Source organism: Pseudomonas sp. GV071 (assembly GCF_003050835.1).
In the GTDB taxonomy this organism is placed as follows: Bacteria; Pseudomonadota; Gammaproteobacteria; order Pseudomonadales; family Pseudomonadaceae; genus Aquipseudomonas.
Genome location: NZ_QAOJ01000007.1, coordinates 154,887 through 180,013, shown reverse-complemented (window position 1 = coordinate 180,013; position 25,127 = coordinate 154,887). Strand labels below are relative to the sequence as shown.

At 60.8% G+C, this 25,127-nt stretch carries 19 protein-coding genes; 13 read left to right on the top strand and 6 right to left on the bottom strand.

Translation table 11 applies throughout. From position 1 onward, the window contains the following. Window positions 1-28 precede the first annotated feature (28 nt). The 10 genes from C8K61_RS15230 to C8K61_RS15185 all read left to right on the top strand — a co-directional run bounded on the left by C8K61_RS15230 (window position 29) and on the right by C8K61_RS15185 (window position 14,178). Window positions 29-1,102 carry a hypothetical protein gene (locus tag C8K61_RS15230; RefSeq protein WP_108097117.1) on the top strand — a complete coding sequence of 358 codons (1,074 nt, stop codon included), beginning with the start codon at window positions 29-31 and terminating at the stop codon, window positions 1,100-1,102. Continuing rightward, the gene (locus C8K61_RS15225; RefSeq protein ID WP_146174293.1) at window positions 1,099-5,052 is read left to right on the top strand and encodes a glycosyltransferase; all 3,954 of its coding nucleotides are present in this window, start codon (window positions 1,099-1,101) and stop codon (window positions 5,050-5,052) included. The genes C8K61_RS15230 and C8K61_RS15225 overlap by 4 nt, the downstream gene beginning before the upstream one ends. A 415-nt stretch (window positions 5,053-5,467) precedes the next feature. Then, the gene (locus C8K61_RS15220; protein WP_108097115.1) at window positions 5,468-6,937 is read left to right on the top strand and encodes a flagellin; all 1,470 of its coding nucleotides are present in this window, start codon (window positions 5,468-5,470) and stop codon (window positions 6,935-6,937) included. A gap of 77 nt (window positions 6,938-7,014) precedes the next feature. Beyond that, window positions 7,015-7,380: a flagellar protein FlaG gene (locus C8K61_RS15215; RefSeq protein WP_108097114.1), complete on the top strand. Its 366-nt coding sequence runs from the start codon at window positions 7,015-7,017 to the stop codon at window positions 7,378-7,380. Window positions 7,381-7,459: 79 nt separating this feature from the next. Beyond that, the gene (gene fliD / locus C8K61_RS15210; RefSeq protein ID WP_108097113.1) at window positions 7,460-8,920 is read left to right on the top strand and encodes a flagellar filament capping protein FliD; all 1,461 of its coding nucleotides are present in this window, start codon (window positions 7,460-7,462) and stop codon (window positions 8,918-8,920) included. Between the two features lie 126 nt (window positions 8,921-9,046). Further along, window positions 9,047-9,427 (top strand): flagellar export chaperone FliS, encoded by a 381-nt coding sequence (gene fliS / locus C8K61_RS15205; RefSeq protein ID WP_108097112.1) that lies wholly within the window; start codon window positions 9,047-9,049, stop codon window positions 9,425-9,427. Between the two features lie 19 nt (window positions 9,428-9,446). After that, window positions 9,447-9,746, top strand: coding sequence for a flagellar protein FliT (gene fliT / locus C8K61_RS15200; protein ID WP_108097111.1), 300 nt, complete (start codon window positions 9,447-9,449; stop codon window positions 9,744-9,746). A gap of 221 nt (window positions 9,747-9,967) precedes the next feature. Next, window positions 9,968-11,440, top strand: coding sequence for a sigma-54 dependent transcriptional regulator (locus C8K61_RS15195; RefSeq protein ID WP_108097110.1), 1,473 nt, complete (start codon window positions 9,968-9,970; stop codon window positions 11,438-11,440). 121 nt (window positions 11,441-11,561) lie between these two features. Further along, window positions 11,562-12,764, top strand: a complete 1,203-nt coding sequence (locus tag C8K61_RS15190) for a PAS domain-containing sensor histidine kinase (protein WP_108097109.1) — start codon at window positions 11,562-11,564, stop codon at window positions 12,762-12,764. Between the two features lie 4 nt (window positions 12,765-12,768). Next, a complete protein-coding gene (locus tag C8K61_RS15185; RefSeq protein WP_108097108.1) occupies window positions 12,769-14,178 on the top strand; it encodes a sigma-54 dependent transcriptional regulator in 1,410 nt (469 codons plus the stop codon). Between the two features lie 74 nt (window positions 14,179-14,252). Here the strand turns inward: C8K61_RS15185 and C8K61_RS15180 are convergent, their stop codons facing one another. Together C8K61_RS15180 and mfd are read right to left on the bottom strand one after the other, a co-directional pair. After that, a complete protein-coding gene (locus tag C8K61_RS15180; protein WP_108097107.1) occupies window positions 14,253-14,777 on the bottom strand; it encodes a peptidoglycan binding protein CsiV in 525 nt (174 codons plus the stop codon). 18 nt (window positions 14,778-14,795) lie between these two features. Continuing rightward, the gene (gene mfd, locus C8K61_RS15175; RefSeq protein WP_108097106.1) at window positions 14,796-18,245 is read right to left on the bottom strand and encodes a transcription-repair coupling factor; all 3,450 of its coding nucleotides are present in this window, start codon (window positions 18,243-18,245) and stop codon (window positions 14,796-14,798) included. A gap of 158 nt (window positions 18,246-18,403) precedes the next feature. Between mfd and C8K61_RS15170 the strand changes: the two genes are divergently transcribed. Further along, window positions 18,404-19,852: a glyceraldehyde-3-phosphate dehydrogenase gene (locus tag C8K61_RS15170; RefSeq protein ID WP_108097273.1), complete on the top strand. Its 1,449-nt coding sequence runs from the start codon at window positions 18,404-18,406 to the stop codon at window positions 19,850-19,852. Window positions 19,853-20,008: 156 nt separating this feature from the next. Here the strand turns inward: C8K61_RS15170 and C8K61_RS15165 are convergent, their stop codons facing one another. Further along, the gene (locus C8K61_RS15165) at window positions 20,009-20,551 is read right to left on the bottom strand and encodes a chalcone isomerase family protein (protein WP_108097272.1); all 543 of its coding nucleotides are present in this window, start codon (window positions 20,549-20,551) and stop codon (window positions 20,009-20,011) included. 173 nt (window positions 20,552-20,724) lie between these two features. On the opposite strand from C8K61_RS15165, the gene C8K61_RS15160 reads away from it, so the two are divergent. Both C8K61_RS15160 and sthA read left to right on the top strand, forming a co-directional pair. Next, complete coding sequence (locus C8K61_RS15160; protein WP_256589446.1) at window positions 20,725-21,789, top strand: FAD:protein FMN transferase; 1,065 nt, start codon at window positions 20,725-20,727, stop codon at window positions 21,787-21,789. Between the two features lie 64 nt (window positions 21,790-21,853). Next, the gene (gene sthA, locus C8K61_RS15155; protein WP_108097105.1) at window positions 21,854-23,248 is read left to right on the top strand and encodes a Si-specific NAD(P)(+) transhydrogenase; all 1,395 of its coding nucleotides are present in this window, start codon (window positions 21,854-21,856) and stop codon (window positions 23,246-23,248) included. 51 nt (window positions 23,249-23,299) lie between these two features. Here the strand turns inward: sthA and C8K61_RS15150 are convergent, their stop codons facing one another. From C8K61_RS15150 to C8K61_RS15140, 3 genes are read right to left on the bottom strand one after another with little or no spacing between them, the layout of a single operon-like run. Next, window positions 23,300-24,022, bottom strand: a complete 723-nt coding sequence (locus tag C8K61_RS15150) for a glycerophosphodiester phosphodiesterase (protein WP_108097104.1) — start codon at window positions 24,020-24,022, stop codon at window positions 23,300-23,302. A 24-nt stretch (window positions 24,023-24,046) separates the two neighbouring features. Further along, entirely contained in the window at window positions 24,047-24,364 is a 318-nt protein-coding gene (locus C8K61_RS15145) for a phosphodiesterase (RefSeq protein WP_256589445.1), read from the bottom strand. A gap of 60 nt (window positions 24,365-24,424) precedes the next feature. Then, window positions 24,425-25,003, bottom strand: coding sequence for a PilZ domain-containing protein (locus tag C8K61_RS15140; RefSeq protein ID WP_108097102.1), 579 nt, complete (start codon window positions 25,001-25,003; stop codon window positions 24,425-24,427). Window positions 25,004-25,127: the final 124 nt, after the last annotated feature.

Here is a 25,127-nt window from a genome sequence, read left to right as displayed (position 1 = left end):
AGTCGTCACCGCAACGAGCCAGATCACCATGACTCAAACTTCGAACACGCCTGACTGGGTCAATACCCAGCTGCAGCTTTCCAGCGGGCCGCAGCTGTTTGCCAATGCCGGCATCAGCCGGTTGCGCCAGAGTGTCGAGCAGTCTTTCGCCCAGCGCCAGTTGAGCGGCGGCGCGGCGCTGACGCTGAACGGCGCGGACGCAGCAGCCCTGCAGCCTGGGAGCCAGGAGGCCATAGTCGCCTTTGCTGCGCTGGCGGCGAACCGCCAGTTGCCACAGCTGCTCGACACCTGTGCCGAAGCGCTGCGCCCCGGCGGACGGCTGGTGCTGGATTTGCGTTCGCCGGCCCATTGGCAGGCGGCGTTTGCGGGCGATATGGAGCAGTGGCCGGAAAACGCCCGTGAGGATCAGGCCACCGCGTTCTGTGCGCCCAGCGACCTGCTGGCCCTGGCCTCCGCACGGGGGCTGAGCCTGGTTGCCCTGGAGCCCTACGCCGGGCTGTGGGACAACGCCTTGCTGTATCGCGCCTTGCCCCATCGGTTCAAATGGTTGCGTCTGCTGTCCTGGCTGGAAAGCGATGAGCACCTGCATGCCCTGGCCCTGTTGCTGGAACAGCAGGTACTGGCCAAGCTCTCGCCGGTAGCCAGTGGTCGTTACCTGGTGAGCTTGGAAAAGCGCCCCGACCCTGCCGTCAACGTGCAGTGGCTGACGCGCTTGGCCGCGCTCGAGGCGGTGGTCGATAGCCCGACGCTGGCCGGCATCGAGACGCTGCTTGGTTTGACGGCCGCGCAGTTCGCCGAACAGGGCGCGGCGCACGCAATTTCCCTGCGTACCCGCCATGTGCTGTACCTGCTGCTCCGTGCCTTGGCGGCTTACCGGCCCGGCTTCGAGCCCCAGGCCTACCTGGATCAACAGACTCAACAGCAACTGCAGCACTGGCTTGGCGCCGATGCCATTGATCAACGCAACATGGCCATCGTGCATGACTGGGCCGGCGATCAATTGCTGCGCCAGCAGGTCAATCTGGCGGCCGGCCTGGACTACCAACTGGCCACCAGCCTGTTGCGTGAATACTTCAAGACCCACAGCGGAGTCAGCTCGTGAAGTCGTCTGCGATTGTTTGTTTTCTCTGGGAATCCCAACTAGGCGTGTTGCGCGAGTTCTTCCGCCGCCACGGGCCGCTGACGGTGGTCACCTTGTCGCCCTACGCGACCCAGGCGTTGCTGGATGTGGTCAACGAGGTCGGGGCCAAGCTGTTCGTGGTTGATCATGAACTGGGGCCGGCCGGTGCCGCGCGCATCAACGCCGAGCTCGCGCCTTTGCGCCAGCGGATCAACACTTATCTGGAAAGCCCGCTGAGCACCCTGGAAGGGGAAGACAGCCCGGCGCTCGTGCCGGTACTCGGCGCCCGTCTGCATGTTGAACTGCCGCTGCTGCTGACCCTGTTGCAAGGCCTGGAGCTGGCACAGGAGAGTTACCGACTGTGCCTGATGATCGCCAGCGAAGATGTCATGAGCGTGGCCAAGGTCGGCATGCTGTGGGCGCGTGAACAGGGCATACCGTCGTTACACCTGTCCCACGCGCTGGCCTTGAATGATCCTCACACCGTGCATGCCCAACTCACCGCGGATAAACACGCGGTGTACGGCCAGCGTGGGCTGGAGGGCTATCTGGACTACGGGGTGCCGGCCGAGCGTATGTGCGTGACTGGCAACCCGGCCTGGGACAAGTTCGTCAAGCTGCGGGGCGAGCGAGGGCTGCGCAATGGCGAGCTGCGGGAAAAATATGCGCTGCGTGCAGGCCAACCCATTGTGGTGTTCGGCACCACCTGGACCAGCAGCCTGACGGCCCAGGGCGACGAGGGCATATTCGGCCAGACCGTGGGCAACTTTATTGACGCCTGCGAGGCGCTGCGCCGCGATGGCGTGCTGTGCAACCCGATCGTCAAAGACCGGCCGCCCAACTACCACTTCGGCGAGCGTCGCTTCAAAGAACTATTGGCCGAGCGGGGTGCCGATCCTGCCTATTACTTCTATCTGGTCGACGACGCGCCGTTGTGGGCGGCTGCCGCCGATGTGCTGATCGCTATTGACTCCAATTACTGTGTCGAGGCCATGCTCTGCGGCACGCCGGCGATCAACCTGCAGCACCCGGCCAACAGCGTGTTCGGGCCTTGCTATGACGCGCGGGCAGGGGTCACCGATGTCGAGGCCTCGGGCTTGGCCGAGGCGATCGGGCGCTTGCTGGTGGATTCCGAGTTTCGTGCCGCGCAGGTGGCGCGTGCCACCGCGGGCTTGCCGTATTTCAACCTGGGAATCGATGGCCTGGCCAGTGCGCGGGTAGCCGAGTTGATGAGCGAAATGGCGGTCGGTCTGGTGCCCAAGCTGCTGACCTGGTTGGAGGCACGTCTGCCGATTGCCAGCGAGCGCGCCCTGATTGCCGAGCGCTTGCAGCGCTGCCAGGTGCAACGGCCGGTGTTGGGCGTGCTTGTGCTCGACAGCCAGGGCAATGCCACGGCCTTGCGCGCCACACTGCACAGCCTGCAGCGGGCGTTGCCGGCGCCGATCAAAACCGCGGTATTCAGCACGGCCGCAGCCGTTGCTGGGGAAACCGAGGTAGATCAGTTTCAGATCAGTGCCGAGACGCTGGTCGAAGCGGTGAACGCCTACACCGTGGGCGAGCAGGGCGTGGCGCCGTTTGACTGGCTGATCATCGTCGAGGCCGGCGTTGAATTTACCCAGGCCGGTTTGCTCCTGCTGTGCCTGCAGTTGGCCGAAGCTCAAGCCGCCGAGCCGCACACTGGCGAGGTCGCCCACGCGTTCTTCTGCGATGAATTGCAACGTACCCCGCTGGGCGCCATCGGCGGGCTGTTCAAGCCGGATTTCAACCTCGACCTGCTGCTGAGTTTTCCTGCCATGGTCGGGCGGCATTGGGCGTTTCGCCAACGCAGTGTGGTCGAGCTGGACGGCTTTAACCCGCTGTTCGCTGAGGCCTTCCAGCTGGACCTGCAGTTGCGCCTGGTGCAGGGCTGCGCCGGTCAAGGCTTGCACCGCGTACCGGAAGTGCTGCTGATTGCCGACCTGCCCAGCCTGGCGTTCAACCCGGCCGAGCAAGTAGCGCTGGAGCAGCACCTGGCGGCGCGGGGTTATCAGGCCACGGTGCAGGCGTTCCTGCCGGGGCGCTACTACATCGATTACGGCCACCCTCAGCAACCCAAGGTGTCCATTGTCGTGGCCGTGCGTGACCACTTGCCGTTGGTGCAGCGCTGCGTCGATACCCTGCTGGAGAAAACCCGTTACGCCAACTACGAGCTGTTGCTGGTCGACTGTGGCAGCCAGGACGCCCAGGCCTGCAGTTGGCTGGCCAGCGTCGAGGCGCTGAACAACGAGCAGGTGCGAGTCTGGCGCTTTGACGGCGAGTTCAATTTCGCCGCCATGGTGAACGCCGTGGCAGCCACCGTGGAGGCAGAGTATCTGCTGCTGTTGAGCCACGACGTACAGGTTGTTCAGGAGGATTGGCTGGAACAATTGCTCAACCATGCGCAGCGTCCTGAGGTCGGCGTGGTGGGGGCCAAGGTCCTCGACCCGCAGGGCAGGATCGAGCAGGCCGGCATCATTCTCGGTCTGCACGATGTGGCCGGACGCGGTTTTGCCGGCGAAGCGGGGGATTCCCCCGGCTATATGAACCGACTGCAGGTGGCGCAGAACTACAGCGCGGTGGGCGCCGCCTGCCTGATGGTGCGCCGTGAACTATTGGTCGAGGTGGGCGGCATGGATGAGCAGCATTTGTCTGCCTTCTATGGCGATGTCGATCTGTGTCTGCGCATGCGTGCCGCCGGTTTTCTCAACGTCTGGACGCCCCACAGCGTGGTGGTGCGCAACGGCATCGAACTGCCGGCCCTGGCCATTGATGGTGCCCTGGCTCGGCAAACGGCGTTCAAGGCCGAGCGCAATGAGATGTACCACCGCTGGCTGCCGGAGTTGGCGAGTGACCCGGCATACAACCCGAACCTGTCGCTGAGCAACTCGGGCTTTCTGTTCGACTACAGCAGCCGCCGGGTGCAGCCGCTGTTGCCGCAGATTCTTTGCTACGCCGCTGATAGCACCGGTTGTGGTCATTACCGCATCAAGCAGCCGTTCGCCGCCATGCGCGACCAGGGGCTTATCGATGGGCTGGTCAGCCATACCCATATGCTTCCGGTGGAACTGGAGCGTTTTCACGCCCAGTCGGTGATCTTTCAACGTCAGATCACTGAGCAGCAGATCGCCGAGATGGAGGAGGTCAAGGCGTTGTCTTCGGTGTTCAAGGTGTACGAGCTGGATGACTACCTGCCTAATCTGCCGCTAAAAAGCACTCACCGCGACGCTATGCCGCGCGACGTACGCAAGTCGATGCGCCGCGCTATCGCGCTGACGGATCGTTTTGTAGTGTCCACCGCGCCGCTGGCCGAGGCATGCGCGGATATGCACCCCGATATCCGCGTGGTGGCCAACCGCTTGCCCGTCAGTTGGTGGGGCGGCTTGAAGGCGCAGCGGCGAGTCGGGCGCAAGCCCCGTGTCGGTTGGGCGGGCGGGTTGAGTCATACCGGCGACCTGGAGTTGATCGTCGACGTGGTGCGCGAGCTGGCTGATGAAGTCGAATGGGTGTTTTTGGGCATGTGCCCGGAGCCGCTCAAACCTATCGTTCACGAGTTCCATGCCGGCGTACCGATTGAGCACTACCCGGCCAAGCTGGCCTCACTGAACCTGGATCTGGCACTCGCGCCGCTGGAGCAAAACCAGTTCAACGACTGCAAAAGCAACCTACGTCTGCTGGAGTACGGAGTGCTCGGGTTTCCGGTGATCTGTAGCGACGTGATTTGCTACCGCGATGGCCTACCGGTGACTCGGGTAAAAAACCGCTTCAAGAACTGGGTGGATGCCATCCGCATGCACCTGGCCGATCTGGACGCGACCGCGCGCATGGGCGACGAATTGCGCAGCGTTGTGCGGCGTGACTGGATGCTCGAAGGCGCCAACCTGGAGAATTGGCTGAAGGCCTGGTCGCCGGATTGACGGTCAATCAGGCAGTTTTTTTCGTTGCCGCGCACTGAAGAAAGCCCCCGAGGATCAATCGGGGGCTTTTTTTCGCACGGGCTTCACGGGGGGAAGTTTTCACCTAAGTGCCGGTTTTGCCGAAAGTTTGGCGTCATCAATCTGCCGATTGAGGTGGTCTACTGGTTGTTTTTTATACAGTTGGCGACGAAAGGTAAGGGGCGACCCTCCAGTTTTTCCCAGGCTGCCGATACATAAGTCGTGGATATGGTTTGTTGGTGTTCCTAAGGCTCCAGGCAAAAAAATTAAATTTTTTGCTAAAGCTCCAAGAACAAGCGCCGATAAACACTTCGAATGCGAATTCTAGGGGCGCCTGAGCTGCAGGCCCCGAACGTCGCAAGCTCAGGCAAATACTAGGTACTCGGGAGACGCCCAAATGGCACTTACAGTTAACACGAACATCGCTTCGCTCAACACTCAGCGCAACCTGAACGCTTCTTCCGGTGCCCTGAATACTTCCCTGCAACGTCTGTCCACTGGCTACCGCATCAACAGCGCCAAAGACGACGCCGCCGGTCTGCAGATTTCTAACCGTCTGACCAACCAGATCAGCGGCCTGAACGTAGCGACCCGCAACGCCAACGACGGTATCTCGCTGTCGCAAACCGCTGAAGGCGCGCTGCAACAGTCGACCAACATTCTGCAACGTATCCGTGACCTGTCCATCCAGGCAGCCAACGGTTCGAACAGCGACACTGACCGTGCCGCCCTGCAGAAAGAAGTGACCGCTCAGCAAGCTGAATTGAGCCGTATCGCTGAAACCACCACCTTCGGTGGTCGCAAGCTGCTCGACGGTACTTTCGGTACCACCAGCTTCCAAGTAGGTTCGAACGCGTTCGAAACCATCGACGTTACCTTGAAGGATGCTTCTGCTGCCAAGCTGGGTTCGTACCAGATCGGTGGCGGTGCTACTACTGACTCCGCTGGTGCATCGGCTGCTTCGGCATCCACTGTTGCCGGTACAGTCCAGGCAGGTAGCGGTGTGGCCTTCGCTGCCAACGACATCACTGTTGTAGGCGGCGGTCAGACCAAAGTCGTTTCGACCGTGTCTGGCGACAGCGCCAAGAGCGTTGCACAGAAATTTGACGGCGCCATCGCAGGGCTGTCGGCAAGTGCCCGTACCGTGATTCAGGCTGATGTGAACCTGACCTCGGGCTCGGTGACTTTCAACCTGAACGTGGGTAGCAACACCGTACAAATGGTCGGCGTGACTTCCAACGAAGACCTGGCCAGCCAGATCAACTCGAACTCCGGTAAGTTGGGCCTGACTGCCAACTACGACTCGCAGAACGACAAGGTCACCATTACTTCGGCTACCGGTGAAACCATCAAGTTTGGTACCGCAACGCTGGCTGGTGGTACCGGTACCATTGACGTGGCTGTGCAAGGTAACGACGGCACCTACAGTGCAACTCAAGACGTAGCGGCCGGTGGTGGTACTGCGACTGGTTATGTGCAGCTCGATTCGCCAGTCTCGTACGCAGTAACCGGTACCAGTACTGAGGTGTTTGGCACTGCTGCTGCTACGCTGAAAACCGTAGGTGATGTGGATATCTCCACCGCTGACGGCGCACAACGTGCAATCGCTGTAATCGACAACGCTCTGGCCAACATCGACAGCCAGCGTGCGGACCTCGGTGCTGTACAGAACCGCTTCGACAACACCATCAGCAACCTGCAGAACATCTCTGAGAACGCTGACGCTGCTCGTAGCCGGATCAAAGACACCGACTTCGCTGCTGAAACTGCAACTCTGTCGAAGAACCAAGTGCTGCAACAAGCTGGTACCGCGATTCTGGCTCAAGCTAACCAACTGCCACAGTCGGTTCTCAGTCTGCTGCAATAACGCAGAAAGAGGCGCCAAAATCAGTGGGAGGAAGGGGATGACCCTTCCTCCCATTTGGCCATTGTGAGGTAACTAAAATGGATGTCTCCAACATTACGTCTGTTGCTGCTCTCCCCAGGCAAAACCGCGATGGGGCTACTGCGGTAGGTTCTGGTCAGCAGGCTGCAAAGGATTTGAAGCCAAGCGGTAGTTCGGACTCCACCACCGACGCGCAGGCGGATGGCGGAAGTATTGATGCAGCGGTCGCTGATATTCAGTCTTTCGTGCAAACGGTAAAGCGTGGTTTGAATTTCAATGTCGATGACTCAAGCGGCGAAGTCGTGGTCAAAGTTATCGACACCGACTCCGGCAAGCTGGTACGACAGATTCCTTCCGAGGAACTGCTGAAACTGGCTGAACGCCTGGAAGACATTCGCAGCCTCATGTTCGAGGCTAAAGCGTGAGTTGGTACGGTTCTTGAGTACAACTCGCCAGATCGGTTCCTAAAGGGAATTCGGGACGTTATTTTGACGGAGGTGCGAGATGGCTGGTGTAACTGGCATTGGTTCGGGTATCAACATTGACGATATCGTGACGGCTTCGGTGGCGGCTGAAAAAGCGCCCAAGCAGAACCAGATCGACAAGCTCGAAACTAAAACAACCACCAAACTGACCGCTCTGGGTTCGCTGAAAAGTGCTGTAAGTGAGTTCCAAAGTGCTTTGGCACTGCTCAACAGCCCTTCCAGCTTCCTGGCCAAGTCGGCCACTTCGTCAAATACCACGGCCCTCAACGCTACCGCGTCGCAAAGTGCGATAGCCGGTACGTACAAAGTCGAAGTCTCTCAACTGGCTTCCAGTAGCAAGATTGCTTCCGCAGCGTTCAGTGGCGGCAGTACCACTGCATTCAACACCGGCAGCCTGAGTATAAAAGTGGGTGGGGAAGATGCGCTGACGCTCAACGTCGACAGCACCAACAACACCCTGGCCGGCATGCGCGATGCCATTAATACCCAAGGCAAATCCGCGGGTATCAGCGCCACCATCGTGACCGACAGCCAAGGTTCACGCCTGGTCCTCACCAGCTCGAAGATGGGTGATGGCAAAGACATCACCATGACCGGCACCAGTACCGGCACGGGCAGTACTTCCCTGGAAGCCCTGACCTTTCCACCGGCGGCCCTGGACCCAGCTGACTTTGCCACCACTGCCGAGTACGACGCGGCAGTCGCCGAAGCGACGCTCAAGGGCGGCAAGACCATTGCTACTGCGCAAAGCGCCAAGCTGACCGTGGATGGCCTGGCGGTGGTGAGTGATTCCAATACCATCGACAAGGCCATTGATGGCATCAGTTTGAAGCTGACGGCCGTAACTGAAACCGACAAGCCTCTGACGCTGACCGTGGCGGACAACACCACGGGTGTTCAAACCAACGTGCAGAACTTCGTGACTGCGTACAACAAGATGATGAGCACCATCAACTCGTTGACCAAGGTCACCACCGTTACCAACAGCGATCCTGTGGTCGCGGGCCTGGCCGGTGACTCCACTGCCCGGGCGCTGGTCAGTTCGATCCGCAATGAGTTGGTTTCGGCGCAATCGGGGACCGGTTCGATCTCGGCGCTGGCGAACCTGGGGATTACCACCAAGCAGGACGGTACCCTGGAAGTCGACACCGCCAAGCTCACCACCGCAGTCAGCTCAAACTACGAAGGCGTCGCCGCTTATTTCACCGGCGATGATGGCCTGGCCGCTCGACTTACGACTAAGCTCAAACCCTATACCGATGGCGGTGGCATCCTTGAGCAGCGCACCACGGCGCTGAACAACACCATCACCAGCCTCGACAAGCAGCAGGACGATCTCGACCTGCGCATGACGGCGCTGCAAACGCGGCTGTACAAGCAGTACAACGCAATGGACGCCCTGGTATCGCAACTGTCGACCACGGCCGACAGCCTGGCATCGCAGCTTGATAGCTTGCCGGGCCTGGTCAAGAAGAGCTGATTTGCACTCATGTGCCCTGGCTGATAGCTTTTTTTGATGATGAAAAAGCTCAGGTCAGGCATAAAGCTCCCGCGAAACTGGCCGATAGCTTGAATATCGAAACAGCGGTTCACGAGGGTTTGCAAAATGAGAGCGATGTCGGCGATGAATCAGTACAAACAAGTGAGCGTCTCGTCTCAAGTGTTTGAAGCAAGTCCTCATCGTTTGATCCAGATGCTGATGGAAGGCGGTCTGGAACGTCTGGCTCAGGCTCAAGGCGCCATGGCACGTGGCCAGGCTTCGACCAAGGGCGAACTGATCAGCAAAGCCATCGGTATCGTTGGCGGTCTGCGTGAAGGCCTGGACATGACCAAGGGCGGCGAAGTCGCACAGAACCTTGATCGCGTTTACGAATACATGATCACCCGCATGCTGGAAGCCAACAAAAGCAATGACCCCACCCCGCTGGTCGAGGTGTCTGGTCTGCTGCGTGAAGTCAAATCCGGCTGGGATGCGATCGCACCGTAAGGTGGGTGAGGAAAAGGAAATGGCTAACTCCGTGCTGCAACAAATCGAAAGTACCCGCCTGGCCCTGATCGACGCCTTTCAGAAGGAAGATTGGGAGCGTATCGGCGCCCTGGACAGCTCCTGCCGTGAACAGGTGAGTGCCGCCATGGCTGACAGCGCCGATATCGAAGAAGCGTTGCGCGAGCAAATGGAGGCGCTGGTGGAGGTGTATCGCCAACTGACCGCCGCCTGTGTGCGCAAACGCGAAGCCGTTGCTGACGAGCTCACCGTGCTGGTCAAGTCCAATCAAAGCGCCAAAATCTATCAGATGTTTGGCTAGTCAATTCTTTGTAGCTAACCTTTCGGCTAGAGGGGTTAGCTACAAAGCTCTGCGTTAATTTCTCAATACAATGACGTACCTGGTTGAACTGGGTAGAAAAAATCACGTCATAAAATTGACTGCGTACAAAAAATTGACTCTACTAGTGGCCAATTGCTCTCGTTTATTTTCATTTTTCGCTATTGGCGCTTTCTTCACTCCCAGGATCAGAACCAGACACTATGTGGCGTGAAACCAAAATTCTACTGGTCGATGACAACAGCGAACGCCGCCGCGACCTGGCGGTGATTCTTAATTTTCTTGGGGAAGAACACCTGGCCTGTACCAGCCAGAACTGGCGCGACACGGTCGACAAGCTCGAGAGCCCCCGCGATGTGTTGAGTGTGTTGCTCGGGGAAGTCACCAGCAAAGGTGGCTCGCTGGAACTGCTTAAACAACTCGCCGTGTGGGACGAACAGCTGCCCGTGCTGCTGGTCGGCGAAGCGGCGCCGGCCGAATGGCCCGAAGATGTCCGTCGCCGGGTGCTCAGCACCCTGGAAATGCCGCCCAGCTACAACAAACTCCTCGATTCTCTGCACCGTGCCCAGGTCTACCGCGAAATGTACGACCAGGCGCGCGGCGCGCGTGCCCGCGAGCCGAACCTGTTCCGCAGCCTGGTCGGTACCAGCCGCGCCATTCAGCAAGTGCGGCAGATGATGTCGCAGGTGGCCGATACCGAGGCCAGCGTGCTGATCCTTGGCGAGTCCGGCACCGGCAAGGAAGTGGTCGCACGTAACCTGCATTACCACTCAAAACGCCGGGATGCGCCGTTTGTACCGGTGAACTGTGGCGCGATTCCGGCCGAGCTGCTGGAAAGCGAACTGTTCGGCCACGAGAAAGGCGCGTTCACCGGCGCGATCACCAGCCGGGCAGGGCGCTTCGAACTGGCCAATGGCGGCACCCTGTTTCTCGACGAAATCGGCGACATGCCACTGCCCATGCAGGTCAAGCTGCTGCGTGTGCTGCAAGAACGCACCTTTGAGCGTGTGGGCAGCAACAAGACCCAGAGTGCGGACGTGCGCATCATTGCCGCGACCCACAAGAACCTCGAGCAGATGATCGAAGCGGGCACCTTCCGCGAAGACCTCTATTACCGACTCAACGTGTTCCCGATCGAGATGGCACCGCTGCGTGAGCGTGTGGAAGATATTCCGCTGCTGATGAACGAGCTGATCTCGCGCATGGAAGTGGAGAAGCGCGGTTCGATCCGTTTCAACTCCGCCGCCATCATGTCGCTGTGCCGCCATGACTGGGCCGGCAACGTTCGTGAACTGGCCAACCTGGTGGAGCGCATGGCGATCATGCACCCCTATGGCGTGATCGGTGTACTGGAGCTACCGAAGAAATTCCGTCAGGTGGATGACGAGCACGATCAGCAAGCCGCCAGCGTGCGCGACGACCTGGAAGAGCGTTTCTCCTTTAACAGCAACGTGCCCAGTTCCGATAACACCGCCATGCTGCCGCCCGAAGGCCTGGACCTGAAGGACTACCTCGGCAACCTCGAGCAAGGCCTTATTCAACAGGCTCTGGACGATGCCGGCGGCGTTGTCGCCCGTGCTGCCGAACGTCTGCGCATCCGCCGCACCACCCTGGTAGAGAAGATGCGTAAGTACGGCATGAGTCGTCGGGATGACGATGAACAGTCGGATGATTGACGCGAAATTTCCTAAGCTATAACTAGTGCCTTGAAAAATAAGGATATTTTTTTAGGCACGGCGATTGCTAGTTTTCTCTCGACTGACCGTCTTATGACGGCTCACCGGGTGAGAGAGAACCATGAAGCCAACCGCACTCCCAACGTCCAGCACTGCCGAAGACATCGAGGCCTCCAGCCGCGAGGGGCTTGAGCAGGCGTTCGCCATGTTCAGCCAGATGTCGACCCAGCTCAGTGACTCCTACAACCTGTTGGAAGCGCGGGTTACCGAGCTCAAGGGCCAGTTGGCGTTGGTCAGCGCCCAGCGTATGCAGGAGTTGGCGGAGAAGGAGCGCCTGGCGCACCGTCTGCAGAGTCTGTTGGACGTGCTGCCCGGTGGCGTAATCGTCATCGACGGCCAGGGCGTGGTGCGCGAGGCCAACCCCGTGGCCTGCGCGCTGTTGGGCAAGCCGCTGGTGGGCATGCTTTGGCGCGAAGTGATCGCACGCAATTTTGCCCCGCGTAAAGACGATGGCCACGAGGTGTCGCTGAAAAACGGCCGGCGCCTGTCCATCGCTACCCGCTCTCTGTCCGCCGAGCCTGGTCAGCTGGTGCTGCTTAACGACCTGACAGAAACCCGTCAGTTGCAAGACCAACTGGCTCGCCACGAGCGGCTGTCGGCCCTCGGCCGCATGGTTGCCTCGCTCGCCCATCAAATTCGCACCCCCCTTTCCGCTGCCTTGCTGTACGCCAGCCACCTGACCGAACAGGTGCTGCCGGTCGATCAGCAGCAACGTTTCGCCAGCCGCTTGAAAGAGCGCCTGCACGAGCTCGAGCATCAGGTTCGCGACATGCTGGTGTTCGCCCGTGGCGAGCTGCCGCTGCCGGACCGCCTGGCACCGAAAAAACTCTACGACGCCCTGCGTTCTGCGGCCGAGTCCCATGTGCAGGGCATGAACGTGCGCTGGCAATGTGATGCCCATGGCGGCGAGCTGCTGTGCAATCGCGACACATTGGTCGGCACCGTACTGAATCTGGTGGAGAACGCCATTCAAGCGGCCGGTCGCGACGCCCGTTTGAAAATTCATTTCTACACCCGTGGTCAAAACCTGCGTGTGTGCATCAGCGACAACGGTCCAGGCATCGACGCCAATACCCTGGCGCGCCTCGGTGAGCCGTTCTTCACCACCAAGACCACCGGCACTGGCCTCGGTCTGGCGGTGGTCAAGGCGGTGGCCCGTGCCCATCAGGGCGAGCTGCTGCTGCGCTCGCGTCCAGGGCGTGGTACCTGCGCCATTCTTGTTTTGCCGCTGATCTCGGTGGCCCCAACGGTTTTCCAGGAGTAACCCCATGGCTAGCAACGTTTTGCTGGTGGAAGACGATCGCGCTTTGCGTGAGGCTCTGGCCGATACCCTGACTATTGGCGGCTATGAGTTCTGCGCGGTAGGCAGTGCCGAAGCGGCGCTGGATGCTCTGGCGCGCGAGTCGTTCTGCATGGTGGTCAGCGACGTCAACATGCCCGGCATGGACGGCCACCAGTTGCTCGGCCTGATCCGCAGCCGTTATCCGCAACTGCCGGTGCTGCTGATGACTGCCTTTGGCGCGGTTGAGCGCGCGGTAGACGCCATGCGTCGCGGTGCCGCCGATTACCTGGTCAAACCCTTCGAACCCAAGGCCTTGCTGGAACTGGTCGAGCGTCACGCCCTGGGGCGCATGAGCAAAGACGACGGCGACGGCCCGGTAGCACTGGAGCCCGCCAGCCGGCAATTGCTCGACCTGGCCAAGCGGGTAGCGCAAAGCGATTCCACCGTGCTGATTTCCGGCGAGTCGGGTACTGGCAAGGAAGTGCTGGCGCGCTACATTCACCAGCAATCGCCACGGGCGAACAAACCCTTTATCGCCATCAACTGTGCGGCGATTCCGGACAACATGCTCGAAGCCACTCTGTTCGGTCACGAGAAGGGCGCCTTTACCGGCGCTGTCGCTTCACAGCCGGGCAAGTTCGAGCTGGCTGAAGGCGGCACCATCCTGCTCGACGAGATTTCCGAGATGCCCCTGGGCCTGCAAGCCAAGCTGCTGCGGGTGCTGCAGGAGCGTGAAGTGGAGCGGGTAGGCGCACGCAAGCCCATTGATCTGGACATCCGTGTGCTGGCCACCAGCAACCGTGACCTGGCTGGCGAAGTGGCGGCGGGGCGCTTCCGTGAAGACCTGTTCTATCGCCTTTCGGTGTTCCCGCTGGGCTGGCGCCCGCTGCGCGAGCGCACCGCCGATATTCTGCCGCTGGCCGAGCGTCTGCTGGCCAAGCACGCGAAGAAAATGAACCACGCCCCGGCGCGTCTCTCTGCCGAGGCGCAACACGCGCTGACTGGCTACCCTTGGCCGGGCAATGTGCGTGAGCTGGATAACGCCATTCAGCGCGCCCTGATCTTGCAACAGGGTGGCGTGATTCAGCCGCAGGACCTGTGCCTGAGCGGCCCGATCGGTCTGGCACCCCTGGCCAGCCCGGCACCGACCCTGGTGGCGGTGGTCAGCGGGAGCCCGCTGCTGCCCGTGAGTGATGACAGTAGCGACAGCGGTGCGCTGGGCGACGACCTGCGCCGCCATGAGTTCCAGATGATCATCGACACCCTGCGTGCCGAGCGCGGCCGCCGCAAGGAAGCCGCTGAACGCCTGGGCATCAGCCCGCGTACCTTGCGGTACAAGCTGGCGCAGATGCGCGATGCGGGGATGGATGTTGAGGCGTATTTGTTTGCCAGCTAATTCCATCGTCCAATAAAAAGCCCGGCACAAATGCCGGGCTTTTTGCTTTGTTGGGCTTCGCTGCGCGATCCCGATCAAAGCGGGCTGATACGAATCAACATGCCCAGGTTAGAGTGATCCAGATACGTCAGCTCGCCGGTTTTCAGGCGCGCGGTCTGTTTCAAACGCTCGCTGCCGGTGAGCAAGCCGGTGCCATCGAACTGGTTGATCCAGAAGTTGGCGTCCAGATCGACAAAACGCACCTGCTTCAAACTCAGGGTGCCTTCCACCGGGTAGTGGCCAAACTGTTGGTTGCCGGTGTTGATGGCGATCTTGGTAGGCGCCTCGCCCATGCTCTGTTGCCAGGCCTGGTGCAGCAGCACGGTGTAGCCGTTGTTCTGGTTCAGCTTGGCGGCTTCGCCATTCAGCGCTGTGCCACGGGCATTGTCGGCAGCGCTGCCTTGCACGCCGGCAGCCCAGTCATCCGGAGCGGTCTGGCTGGCAGGAATCGGCTCGCCGGCTTGGCGAAAGATGATCAGCTCAACCTGGTACAGGCCATCGGCAAATGCCATGGGGGTAACCAGGCTGAGGAGCAGGGCGAAACAACGGAGGGCACGCATTCGGTAGTCCTTTATTAATCAAGCTTGTTTGGGCGTCAGGCGTTCGAACAGCGCCTCTAGAGTATTGAAACGCTCTTCCGGGCGTTCCATTGGCACCTGGAATTTGAACTGCGTGGCGCCTTCGAATTTGTAGCGATTGGGCTGGCCTTGGATCAGCTTGATCAGCACCAGGGGATCGACCTGGGTGTCAGCGGCAAATTCAATCTTGCCGCCTTGCGGGCCGGCGTCCAACTTTTTGATGCCAAGCTGCTCGGCTTGCAGTTTGAGCAGTGTCAGGCGCATCAGGTTCTTGGTCGGCTCGGGTAGCAGGCCGAAGCGGTCGATCATTTCCACCTGCAAGTCGCGCAGGGCGTCTTCGTCGGCGGCCGAGGCGATGCGTTTGTACAGGATCAGCCGCGTATGCACATCCGGCAGGTAAGCATCGGGAATCAGCGCCGGCACCCGCAGGTTGATTTCCGGGCCGCCGCCAAGCGGTTGCTCCAGGTTCGGTTGCTCGCCCTTGCGGATGGCTTTCACCGCGCGTTCGAGCATCTCCATGTACAGGGTAAAACCGACCGCCTGAATCTGCCCGCTCTGGCCGTCGCCGAGCAGTTCGCCGGCGCCACGGATTTCCAGGTCGTTGGTAGCCAGCACAAAGCCGGCGCCCAGGTCCTGGGTATTGGCGATGGCTTCCAGGCGCTTTTCCGCGTCCGGGGTCATCTGCTTGCGCGGCGGCGTCAGCAGGTAGGCGTAGGCCTGGTGGTGGCTGCGGCCGACGCGGCCACGCAGCTGGTGCAACTGGGCCAGACCGAACTTGTCGGCGCGCTCGATGATGATGGTGTTGGCGCTTGGCACGTCGATGCCGGTTTCGATGATGGTCGAGGCGATCAGCACGTTGAAGCGCTTGTGGTAGAAGTCGCTCATCACCTGTTCCAGCTCGCGTTCGTGCATCTGCCCGTGGCCGATGCCGATCCGCGCTTCGGGTACCAGCTCAGCCAAGTCGGTCGCGCACTTCTCGATGGTTTTCACATCGTTGTGCAGGTAGTACACCTGACCGCCGCGCAGCAGTTCACGCAGTAGCGCTTCCTTGATGACCGGCTTTTGCTGCTCCATCACAAACGTGCGTACCGACAAACGCCGCGCCGGTGGCGTGGCGATGATCGACAGGTCGCGCATGCCCGACACCGCCATGTTCAAGGTGCGCGGAATCGGCGTGGCGGTGAGGGTGAGAATGTCTACCTCGCTGCGCAGCGCCTTCAGCTGCTCCTTCTGGCGTACGCCAAAACGGTGCTCTTCGTCGATGATCACCAGGCCGAGGTTTTTGATCTTCACATCGTCCTGCAGCAGCTTGTGGGTGCCGATCACGATGTCAATCTTGCCCTCAGCCAGTTGTGCGACGGCGGCTTTCACTTCCTTGTCGGACTTGAAACGGCTCATCACTTCCACGGTCACCGGCCAGTCGGCGAAGCGGTCGCGGAAACTGTTGTAGTGCTGTTGGGCGAGCAGGGTAGTGGGCACCAGAATCGCCACCTGCTTGCCGCTGTGCACGGCAATAAAGGCGGCGCGCATGGCCACTTCGGTCTTGCCGAAACCCACGTCGCCGCACACCAGGCGGTCCATAGGTTTCGGCGCGAGCATGTCGGCCATCACTGCTTCGATGGTGGTTTGCTGGTCCGGGGTTTCTTCGAACGGGAAACCGGCGCTGAAGGTGGCGTAATCCACCAGCGGGTCTTTGAACGCATACCCTTCACGCGCAGCCCGGCGGGCGTAGATATCCAGCAGCTCGGCCGCCACATCGCGCACCTGCTCGGCGGCTTTACGCTTGGCCTTCTGCCAGGTTTCCGAACCCAGGCGGTGCAACGGCGCCAGGGCGTCGTCGCTGCCGGTGTAGCGGGCGATCAGGTGCAGGTTGGCCACCGGCACATACAGCTTGGCCTCGTCGGCATACGCCAGCATGAGGAATTCAGCGGTCTGGTTATCCACTTCCAGCGTCGCCAGGCCCAGGTAGCGGCCAACACCGTGGTCGATATGCACCACCGGAGCGCCTTCGCGCAGCTCGGTGAGGTTCTTGATCACCGCGTCGCCATGGTCGCCGCGGGTTTTCTCCCGGCGCCGGCGCTGCATCACGCGTTGGCCGAACAGTGGGCTCTCGGCAATCAGCGCCAGGGCCGGATCGTCGAGCTGCAAGCCGTCGTCCAGCGGTGCGATGGTGATCGCCAGGCGCTCTTTGCCGGTGGTGAAGTCGCTCCAGCCTTCAACCTCGATCGGCTTGAGGCGCAAGCGGGCCAGCAACTCCAGCAGCACTTCGCGGCGCCCGGCGGATTCGGCGGTAAACAGCACGCGGCCAGGGAAATCGTTGAGGAAGTTTTCCAGAGCGGCCATCGGTTGCTGGGCTTTGGCCTGAATCGCGAGGTCGGGCAGGGCCTGGGCAGCAAAGCGCTCGCGGCCGACGCCAACGTCGACATCCTGCTGGCTGACGACAACGCGCGGCCAGTTTTTCAGACGAGCAAAGCAATCTTCCACTGGCAGAAACAACTCACCCGGCGGCACCAGCGGCCGCTCAGGGTCGACGCGGCGCTCTTCGTAGCGGTTGCGCACGTCGTTCCAGAAGTTCTCGCTCGCCTGCTCGATGCCCGGCAGGGAGAACACCTGGGTGTCGCTGGGCAGGTAGTCGAACAGGGTGTCGGTTTCATCGAAGAACAGCGGCAGGTAGTACTCGATACCGGCCGGTGTGATGCCGCTGTTCAGATCCTGATAGATGGTGCAGCGGCGGAAATCCACGTCGAAACGGTCGCGAAAGCGCGCGCGGAAACCGGTTACGGCTTCTTTATTGAGCGGGAATTCACGCGCCGGCAGCAGACGGATCGACTCGACCTTGTCGATGGAGCGCTGGGTTTCCGGGTCGAAGGTGCGCAGGGTTTCGATTTCGTCATCGAACAGGTCGATGCGGTAGGGCTGCGCGGTGCCCATGGGAAACAGGTCGATGATCGCGCCACGCACGGTGAACTCGCCGTGTTCGTACACGGTTTCCACGTAGCGGTAGCCGGTGGCCTCCAGGCGCGTGCGCATTTGCTCCACGTCGAGCTTCTGGCCAACATCCAGCACCAGGCTGCTACCGAGCAGAAAGCGCTTCGGCGCCAAGCGGTGCAGGGCGGTGGTGATCGGCACTACAAGAATGCCGTGGCTCAGCTCTGGCAGGCGGTAGAGGCTGGCGATGCGCTGGGAAATGATGTCCTGGTGTGGCGAAAACAGGTCGTACGGCAGGGTTTCCCAGTCGGGAAAGTGCAGCACCGGCAGTTCCGGGGCGAAAAAACGCAACTCCTGCTCCAGGCGCTCGGCGCTCTGGCTGTCGGCGGTCAGCAACAGGGTGAAACGTTTCGCCGCATTGGCGGCTTCGGCAATCGCCAGGCTTAGTGCGGCGCCGGGAAGGTTGCCCCACGTTTGTTTGCCAGAGGCGGCGGGAAGGCTGGGTAGGCGCAATACGGACACGAGAGGTCGTGGCTCCGGTTAGGATTAACCCGGCCGATTGTAACTATCCGAGCTCTATGCTGTCAGTGTTTCGTCCGCTGCAGATTGCCGCCGGTTGCGGAGGCCGTCATAATGTAGCCCGTTTTTTCAGCCCCTACATATTGTTGAAGGTATTGCCCGTGACTCAGAAGCCTGATCAGTGTCTTGGTGAATGGATTGATCGTGAAGCACTCGCGGAGGCGATGATTCCGCTGATTGGTCAGCTCTACCGCAATAACAACGTGGTGACCTCGATTTACGGCCGCAGCATGATCAATCGCTCGGTTATCCAGATTCTCAAAGCCCACCGTTTTGCCCGTCACCGTCAGTCGGATGAAAGCGAACTCTCGGTTCACGAGACCTTCGCTGTTCTGAAAGAAATGAGCAGCCTTAAGCTCGGCGCCGCTTCGGTGGACCTCGGCAAGCTCGTGGTCAAATTCAAAGCCGAAGGCAATGGCCGCGCCATCGAGCAGTTCGTGCGTGACGAACTGGCCGCTGTTGTCGGCAAACAAAACGGCACCCCGCGTAAAGGCACCGACGTAGTTCTGTACGGCTTCGGTCGTATCGGCCGTCTGCTGGCACGCATCCTGATCGAGAAAACCGGTGGCGGCGACGGCCTGCGTCTGCGCGCCATCGTGGTTCGCAAAGGCGCCAGCAACGACCTGGTGAAACGCGCCAGCCTGCTGCGTCGCGACTCGGTACACGGTCCGTTCAACGGCACCATCACCGTTGATGAGGAAAACAACACCCTCACCGCCAACGGCAACCTGATCCAGATCATCTACGCCAAAGACCCGAAAGAAGTCGACTACACCCAGTACGGCATCAGCAATGCGCTGCTGGTCGACAACACTGGTGTATGGCGTGACGCCGAGGGCCTCGGCCAGCACCTGGCGTGCCCAGGCGTTGACCGCGTGGTGCTGACCGCACCGGGCAAAGGCAAACTGAAGAACATCGTGCACGGCATCAACCACGGTGAAATTACCCCGGACGACAAGATCATCTCCGCCGCTTCCTGCACCACCAACGCCATCGTGCCGGTGCTCAAAGCGGTGAATGACAAGTTCGGCATCGTTAACGGCCACGTCGAAACCGTTCACTCGTACACCAACGACCAGAACCTGATCGACAACTTCCACAAGGGCGACCGTCGTGGTCGCAGCGCGCCGCTGAACATGGTGATCACCGAAACCGGTGCCGCCACTGCTGCCGCCAAAGCCCTGCCGGAACTGGCTGGCAAGTTGACTGGCAACGCCATTCGCGTACCGACACCGAACGTGTCGATGGCCATCCTCAACCTGAACCTGGAAAAGGCCTCCACCCGCGAAGAAATGAACGAGTACCTGCGCTACGTCGCACTGCACTCGGACCTGCATCGCCAGATCGACTTCGTCAATTCGCTGGAAGTGGTATCGACCGACTTCGTCGGCTCGCGCTTCGCCGGTGTGGTCGACGCTGAAGCCACCATCTGCAACGACAACCGCGTTGTGCTGTACGTTTGGTACGACAACGAATTTGGTTACAGCTGCCAGGTTGTGCGTGTGATGGAAGACATGGCGGATGTAAATCCTCCGGCTTTCCCGCAGTAAGCGCGGTACAGGCATAAAAAACGGGAGCTTCGGCTCCCGTTTTTTTATCTCGATTTTCTTGGTGAGTCGCCAACGCTGTAGGAGTGGCTTCAGCCGCGATGCGTTTGATCTGGGGTTAAGGTTTGCAGGCCCGGCTCTTCGCGGCTAAAGCCGCTCCTACGGGGTGGTGAGCAAGCGCTCGCGCAGCTCCTCCGACAATCCATCCTGCGCCAACCAAAGTCCCAGATACGCCCGGGCAAACTCGGCATTGTGGTTGCGGTACACCTGCTTGCCGTTGAGTTCCAGCACCAGGCCACCTTCAGCGCTGTAGTTGAGGGCGTAGCGATCGCCGGGCTGGATATCCTTGAAGTTGGCTTCCATCGGTTCGATTTCCGCGCGTAAGGCTTGCAGGCGGTCGGCAGGCTGTTGCCGTTCGAGGGTGGTCCAGGCCGCTTTGATTACGTCGCTACGGTCGATGGCGCGCAGGTAATACAGCTCCAGGCGCTGGTCGCGCATTTGGCTGACGGCATCGCGCGGGCTCACGCCTGCGTCGGTGTAGAACGCTACGGCATACAGGTCTACCCACAGGTAGGTGAGCACAGTCTGGCTCTTGAGTTGCAGCTGCTCGCGCTCGCTCGGGAAGGCGGCTTGTTGCAGCGGTTCGCTGGCCCACAGGGCATTGCTCAGCAGCAGTAACAACAGGGTGAAGGTCAGACGCATGGCAGGGCTCGTGCAGACAAATGCGTTGCCAGCATACGACGTTGGCGATGACAGTTGTTTGGCCACTTTTGCACTGTTGCCGACTGCTACCAGGTGTTGGTCGCAATCGTTGCTGTCGAGGGCCAAGCCCGCGCGTTATCCTTGCTCGCCCGCGTTGACCTCCGAGTGCCGCCTTGTCCTGCCGCTATCTTGCTGTTCTGGTTTGTTTATTGCTGGTTGGCTGCGGCCCGCAGGTTGCTGAGTTCGGTGGCCCGACCATGGGCAGCCACTACACACTGAAATACGTTGCCGGCGAACACACGCCGGCCCAGGCCGAAGTGCAAGCGCAGGTGGAGCGCGTGCTGGCCGAGGTCGATCAGCAGTTCTCCACCTGGCGCGCCGACTCTGATCTGTCGCGCTTCAATGCCTTGCCCGCCGGCAGCTGCGCCGCGATGCCCGCGCCCGTGCGCGAGCTGGTGATCTTCGCCAATACGCTGTGGGAAGACAGCGATGGCGCTTTCGATATCACCGTCGAACCGCTGATGAACCTCTGGGGCTTCGGCCCGCAATCCCGTGGCCAGCAGGTGCCATCGGCCGAGCAGATTGTCGCCGCGAAGGGGTTGGTCGGCCAGGCCTACCTGCGTATCGACGGCGAGCAGCTGTGCAAGGACATTGCCCTGCAGCTCGACCTCAACAGCATCGTCGCCGGCTACACGGTGGACCGCATCGCCGCGCTGCTCGGCACCCTGGGCATCGACAGTTATCTGCTGGATGTCACCGGCGAGCTCAAGGCTGCCGGCCACAAGCCTGACGGCACGCCGTGGAAAATCGCCATCGAGGCACCGCGCGATGATGTGCAGGTGGCCGAGCAGGTGCTGGCGCTGGACGGCTGGGGGGTGTCGACTTCTGGTGACTACCACAACTATTTCGAGCGCAACGGCCAGCGTTACTCACACACCCTTGACCCACGCACCGGCGCGCCGATCTCCCATCAGTTGGCCGAAGTGACGGTGCTCGATCGCTCCACCCTGCGCGCCGACGGACTATCGACTTTACTGATGGTGCTGGGCCCCGAGCGCGGTTTTGCCTTCGCCGAGGAGCGCGGCATTGCGGCGTTGTTTGTCAGTCGCACGGCCAGCGGTTTCAGCAGCCGGGCCACGGCGGCATTCAGCCGTCAGTTTGCAAAGGCCCACACGCCGTTAGCAGGAACTCGCGATGTAGTGCATTCAACGCTCGCCTACGTCGCTACCAATCGCTAATGTGCGCAACACAAAGCCGCAGCTAAGCTGCGCAGCAGTTTTGAGCTGTTTCAGAGGAGTGAACATGGCGGTCTACAACTACGACGTGGTGGTATTGGGTTCGGGTCCGGCGGGCGAGGGGGCAGCGATGAACGCCGCCAAGGCCGGGAAAAAAGTGGCGGTGGTCGACAACCGTCGCGAGGTCGGCGGTAATTGCCTGCACCTCGGCACCATCCCGTCCAAGGCCCTGCGTCACTCGGTTCGGCAGATCATGCAGTTCAACACCAACCCGATGTTCCGCCAGATTGGCGAGCCGCGTTGGTTCTCCTTCCCGGACGTGCTGAAAAGCGCCGAGCGGGTGATCTCCAAACAAGTCACCTCGCGCACCAGCTACTACGCGCGCAATCGCGTTGATCTGTTCTATGGCACCGGCAGCTTCTCCGACGAGCAAACCATCGAAGTGGTTTGCCCCAACGGCGTGGTGGAAAAGCTGGTGGCCGCGCAGATCATCATCGCCACCGGCTCGCGCCCGTATCGCCCGGCCGATATCGACTTCCACCACGAGCGGGTGTACGACAGCGACACCATCCTCACCCTCAGCCACACCCCGCGTCGCCTGATCATCTACGGCGCCGGCGTGATCGGTTGCGAGTACGCCTCGATCTTCAGTGGCCTGGGCGTGTTGGTCGATCTGATCGACAACCGTGACCAGTTGCTGAGCTTCCTCGACGGCGAAATCTCCGATGCCTTGAGCTACCACCTGCGCAATAACAATGTGCTGGTGCGTCACAACGAGGAATACGAGCGCATCGAGGGCATGGACAACGGCGTGGTGCTGCACCTCAAGTCCGGCAAGAAGATCAAGGCCGACGCCTTGCTCTGGTGTAACGGCCGCACCGGTAACACCGACAAACTGGGCCTGGAAAACATCGGCATCAAGGTCAACAGCCGTGGCCAGGTCGAAGTCGATCAGAGCTACCGCACCAGCGTTTCCAATGTGTTTGCCGCCGGTGATGTGATCGGTTGGCCAAGCCTGGCCAGCGCTGCCTTCGACCAGGGTCGTTCGGCTGCGGGCAGCATCATCGAGAATGGCAGCTGGCGGTTTGTGAACGACGTGCCGACCGGCATTTATACAATTCCGGAAATCAGCTCCATCGGTAAAACCGAGCAGGAACTGACCGCGGCGAAAATCCCCTACGAAGTGGGCAAGGCGTTCTTCAAAGGCATGGCGCGGGCGCAGATCGCCATCGAGCCGGTGGGCATGCTCAAGCTGCTGTTCCACCGCGAAACCCTGGAGATTCTCGGCGTGCACTGCTTCGGCTATCAGGCCTCGGAGATTGTGCACATCGGCCAGGCGATCATGAACCAGCCGGGTGAAGCCAATACCATCAAGTATTTCGTCAACACCACGTTCAATTACCCGACCATGGCCGAAGCCTATCGGGTGGCTGCGTTCGACGGCCTCAACCGGCTTTTTTGAGCAGCACCGACCGGTGGCCTGAGCCGGTCGGGGAGCAGGACTGTTTCGGGGTCAGCGATTCGCGAGCGTGGCGCTGGCCAAACCGGGAAAGTCTGTAATCAGGCTGTCCACACCGAAGTCAGCGAGTCGGCGCATCAGTGCCGGTTCGTTGACCGTCCATACCGACACATGCAGCCCCTGTTTCTGCGCTTTTAGCAGACGCTCGGGGGTGCACAGCGTCCAGTTCAGCGCCAACAGCGTACAGCCGTAGTTCTGCGCCACTTTCAGCGGGTCGAGCCAGGCGTATTCAGCCACCAGGCCACGGCTTAGGTCCGGCGTCAGGTTTGCAGCAGCGCGCAAGACCTCCCGTGAGCTTGAAGTGATCGTCACCTTGTCGAGCAAGTTGTATTCCTGGGCCAGTTCACGAATGGCCAGCACGGTGCTCGCGGCGCGCACCCGCGAGGCGCTTTTGACTTCCAGCTGCCAGTGCTCGAAATCGCACTTCTCGAACAGCTCGGCCAGGCGAGGAATGGGCGTTGGCTGCACTGAACCCGGGCCGCCTTTACGGGCGTCGTAGGTCACCAGTTCGGCGGCGTCATGCTCGACCACCTTGCCGCGGTGGCCGGTGGTGCGTTTCAGGGTCGGGTCGTGGATCACCATCAGCTCGCCGTCGCGGGACAGATGCAGGTCCAGTTCGCAGCGGCGCACGCCGTGTTTGAGGCATTGCTGGAAGCTCGCCAGGGTATTTTCCGGTGCTTCGCCCTTGGCGCCGCGGTGGCCGTAGATCAGGGTCACGGTTGCTCCTTGCTGGAATCGTATTCAGTTGGACGGGGTAGGCGCGGCCGGCTGAACGGCGCGCGGCTGGAAGTGGCGAACGGCGTCGACCACATGGGTGTTCTCGAAATACACGCTGAAATCGCGGTAGTCCCAGCGGGTGATCGGCGGGTTGCCGACCGGCTTGTGCTCTTCGTCCGGCAGGCCGAACTGGTCGAGCACGCTGCGCTGCAGTTGGCCACGCGCGGGCAGGGGGATGTTACTGGTGCCTTGCTCACCGAGGGGAATTTCCAGGGTGTCGGCCTGCGCCGCCAAGGGCAGCAGGCTGAGGAGCAGGCTTAAAAACAAAGTCGGGCGGGGCATGGGCATCTCTTTGGCAAGTCTGTCAGCGGCGAGCGTTTCAGTAGCCAGCATTTCAGTAGATTAGTCGCTGGGTGTTTCGCGGGCTTGGCGACGTTCCATCGCCTGCTTTTGCAGAATATGCCGAGCGAGCAATTGCCGTTGTGCGTCGGTCAACGCTTCGAACTCGGTGCCGATTTCGAACTGGCCGTTTTCCTGTTGGCGGCAGTGAATCACCTGCGCGCGCAACAGCAGGCCAAGGGCTTGCGGCATCAGGACCATTTTCACCGCCAAGTGGCTGCCGGCCGGCACTGGCTGGGGGTGCTCGAAACTCACGCCACCCTCGGACAGAGTCACCCGCTTGGGGGCACCGACTTCACGCACCAGGTTCTGCGCCAGGGCCTGGCCGAGCAGGTCGATGCGCTTGTTGACCACCTTCAGGTAGCTGGCCAGGGTGCGGTCGCGCTCGCCGATATGGCGCAGCAAATGCTGTGATTCGAAGTCGGAGAGGTGCAGATCGCTGAGCAGGTTGAACAGCGGCGAGTCGTCGTGCAGGGCTTCGCTGGCCACCGCTTCGGCGCCGGACAGCAGGCTGAATTCCAGTGCGATCGTATCGTTGATGCGATAGTATTCGCGGCGATCACTTGCATCGTTTGACGTCATGGCGAACCCATGGCTGCGGTGGTTGTCAGAGCCTGAGCTCTAAGCAGTGTGCCGAAAGTGTAAGGCCGCAAGCCGTGCCTCGCCACTGTTGGATTTTGTACAGCAGGATGCCCCTTCCTTCGCA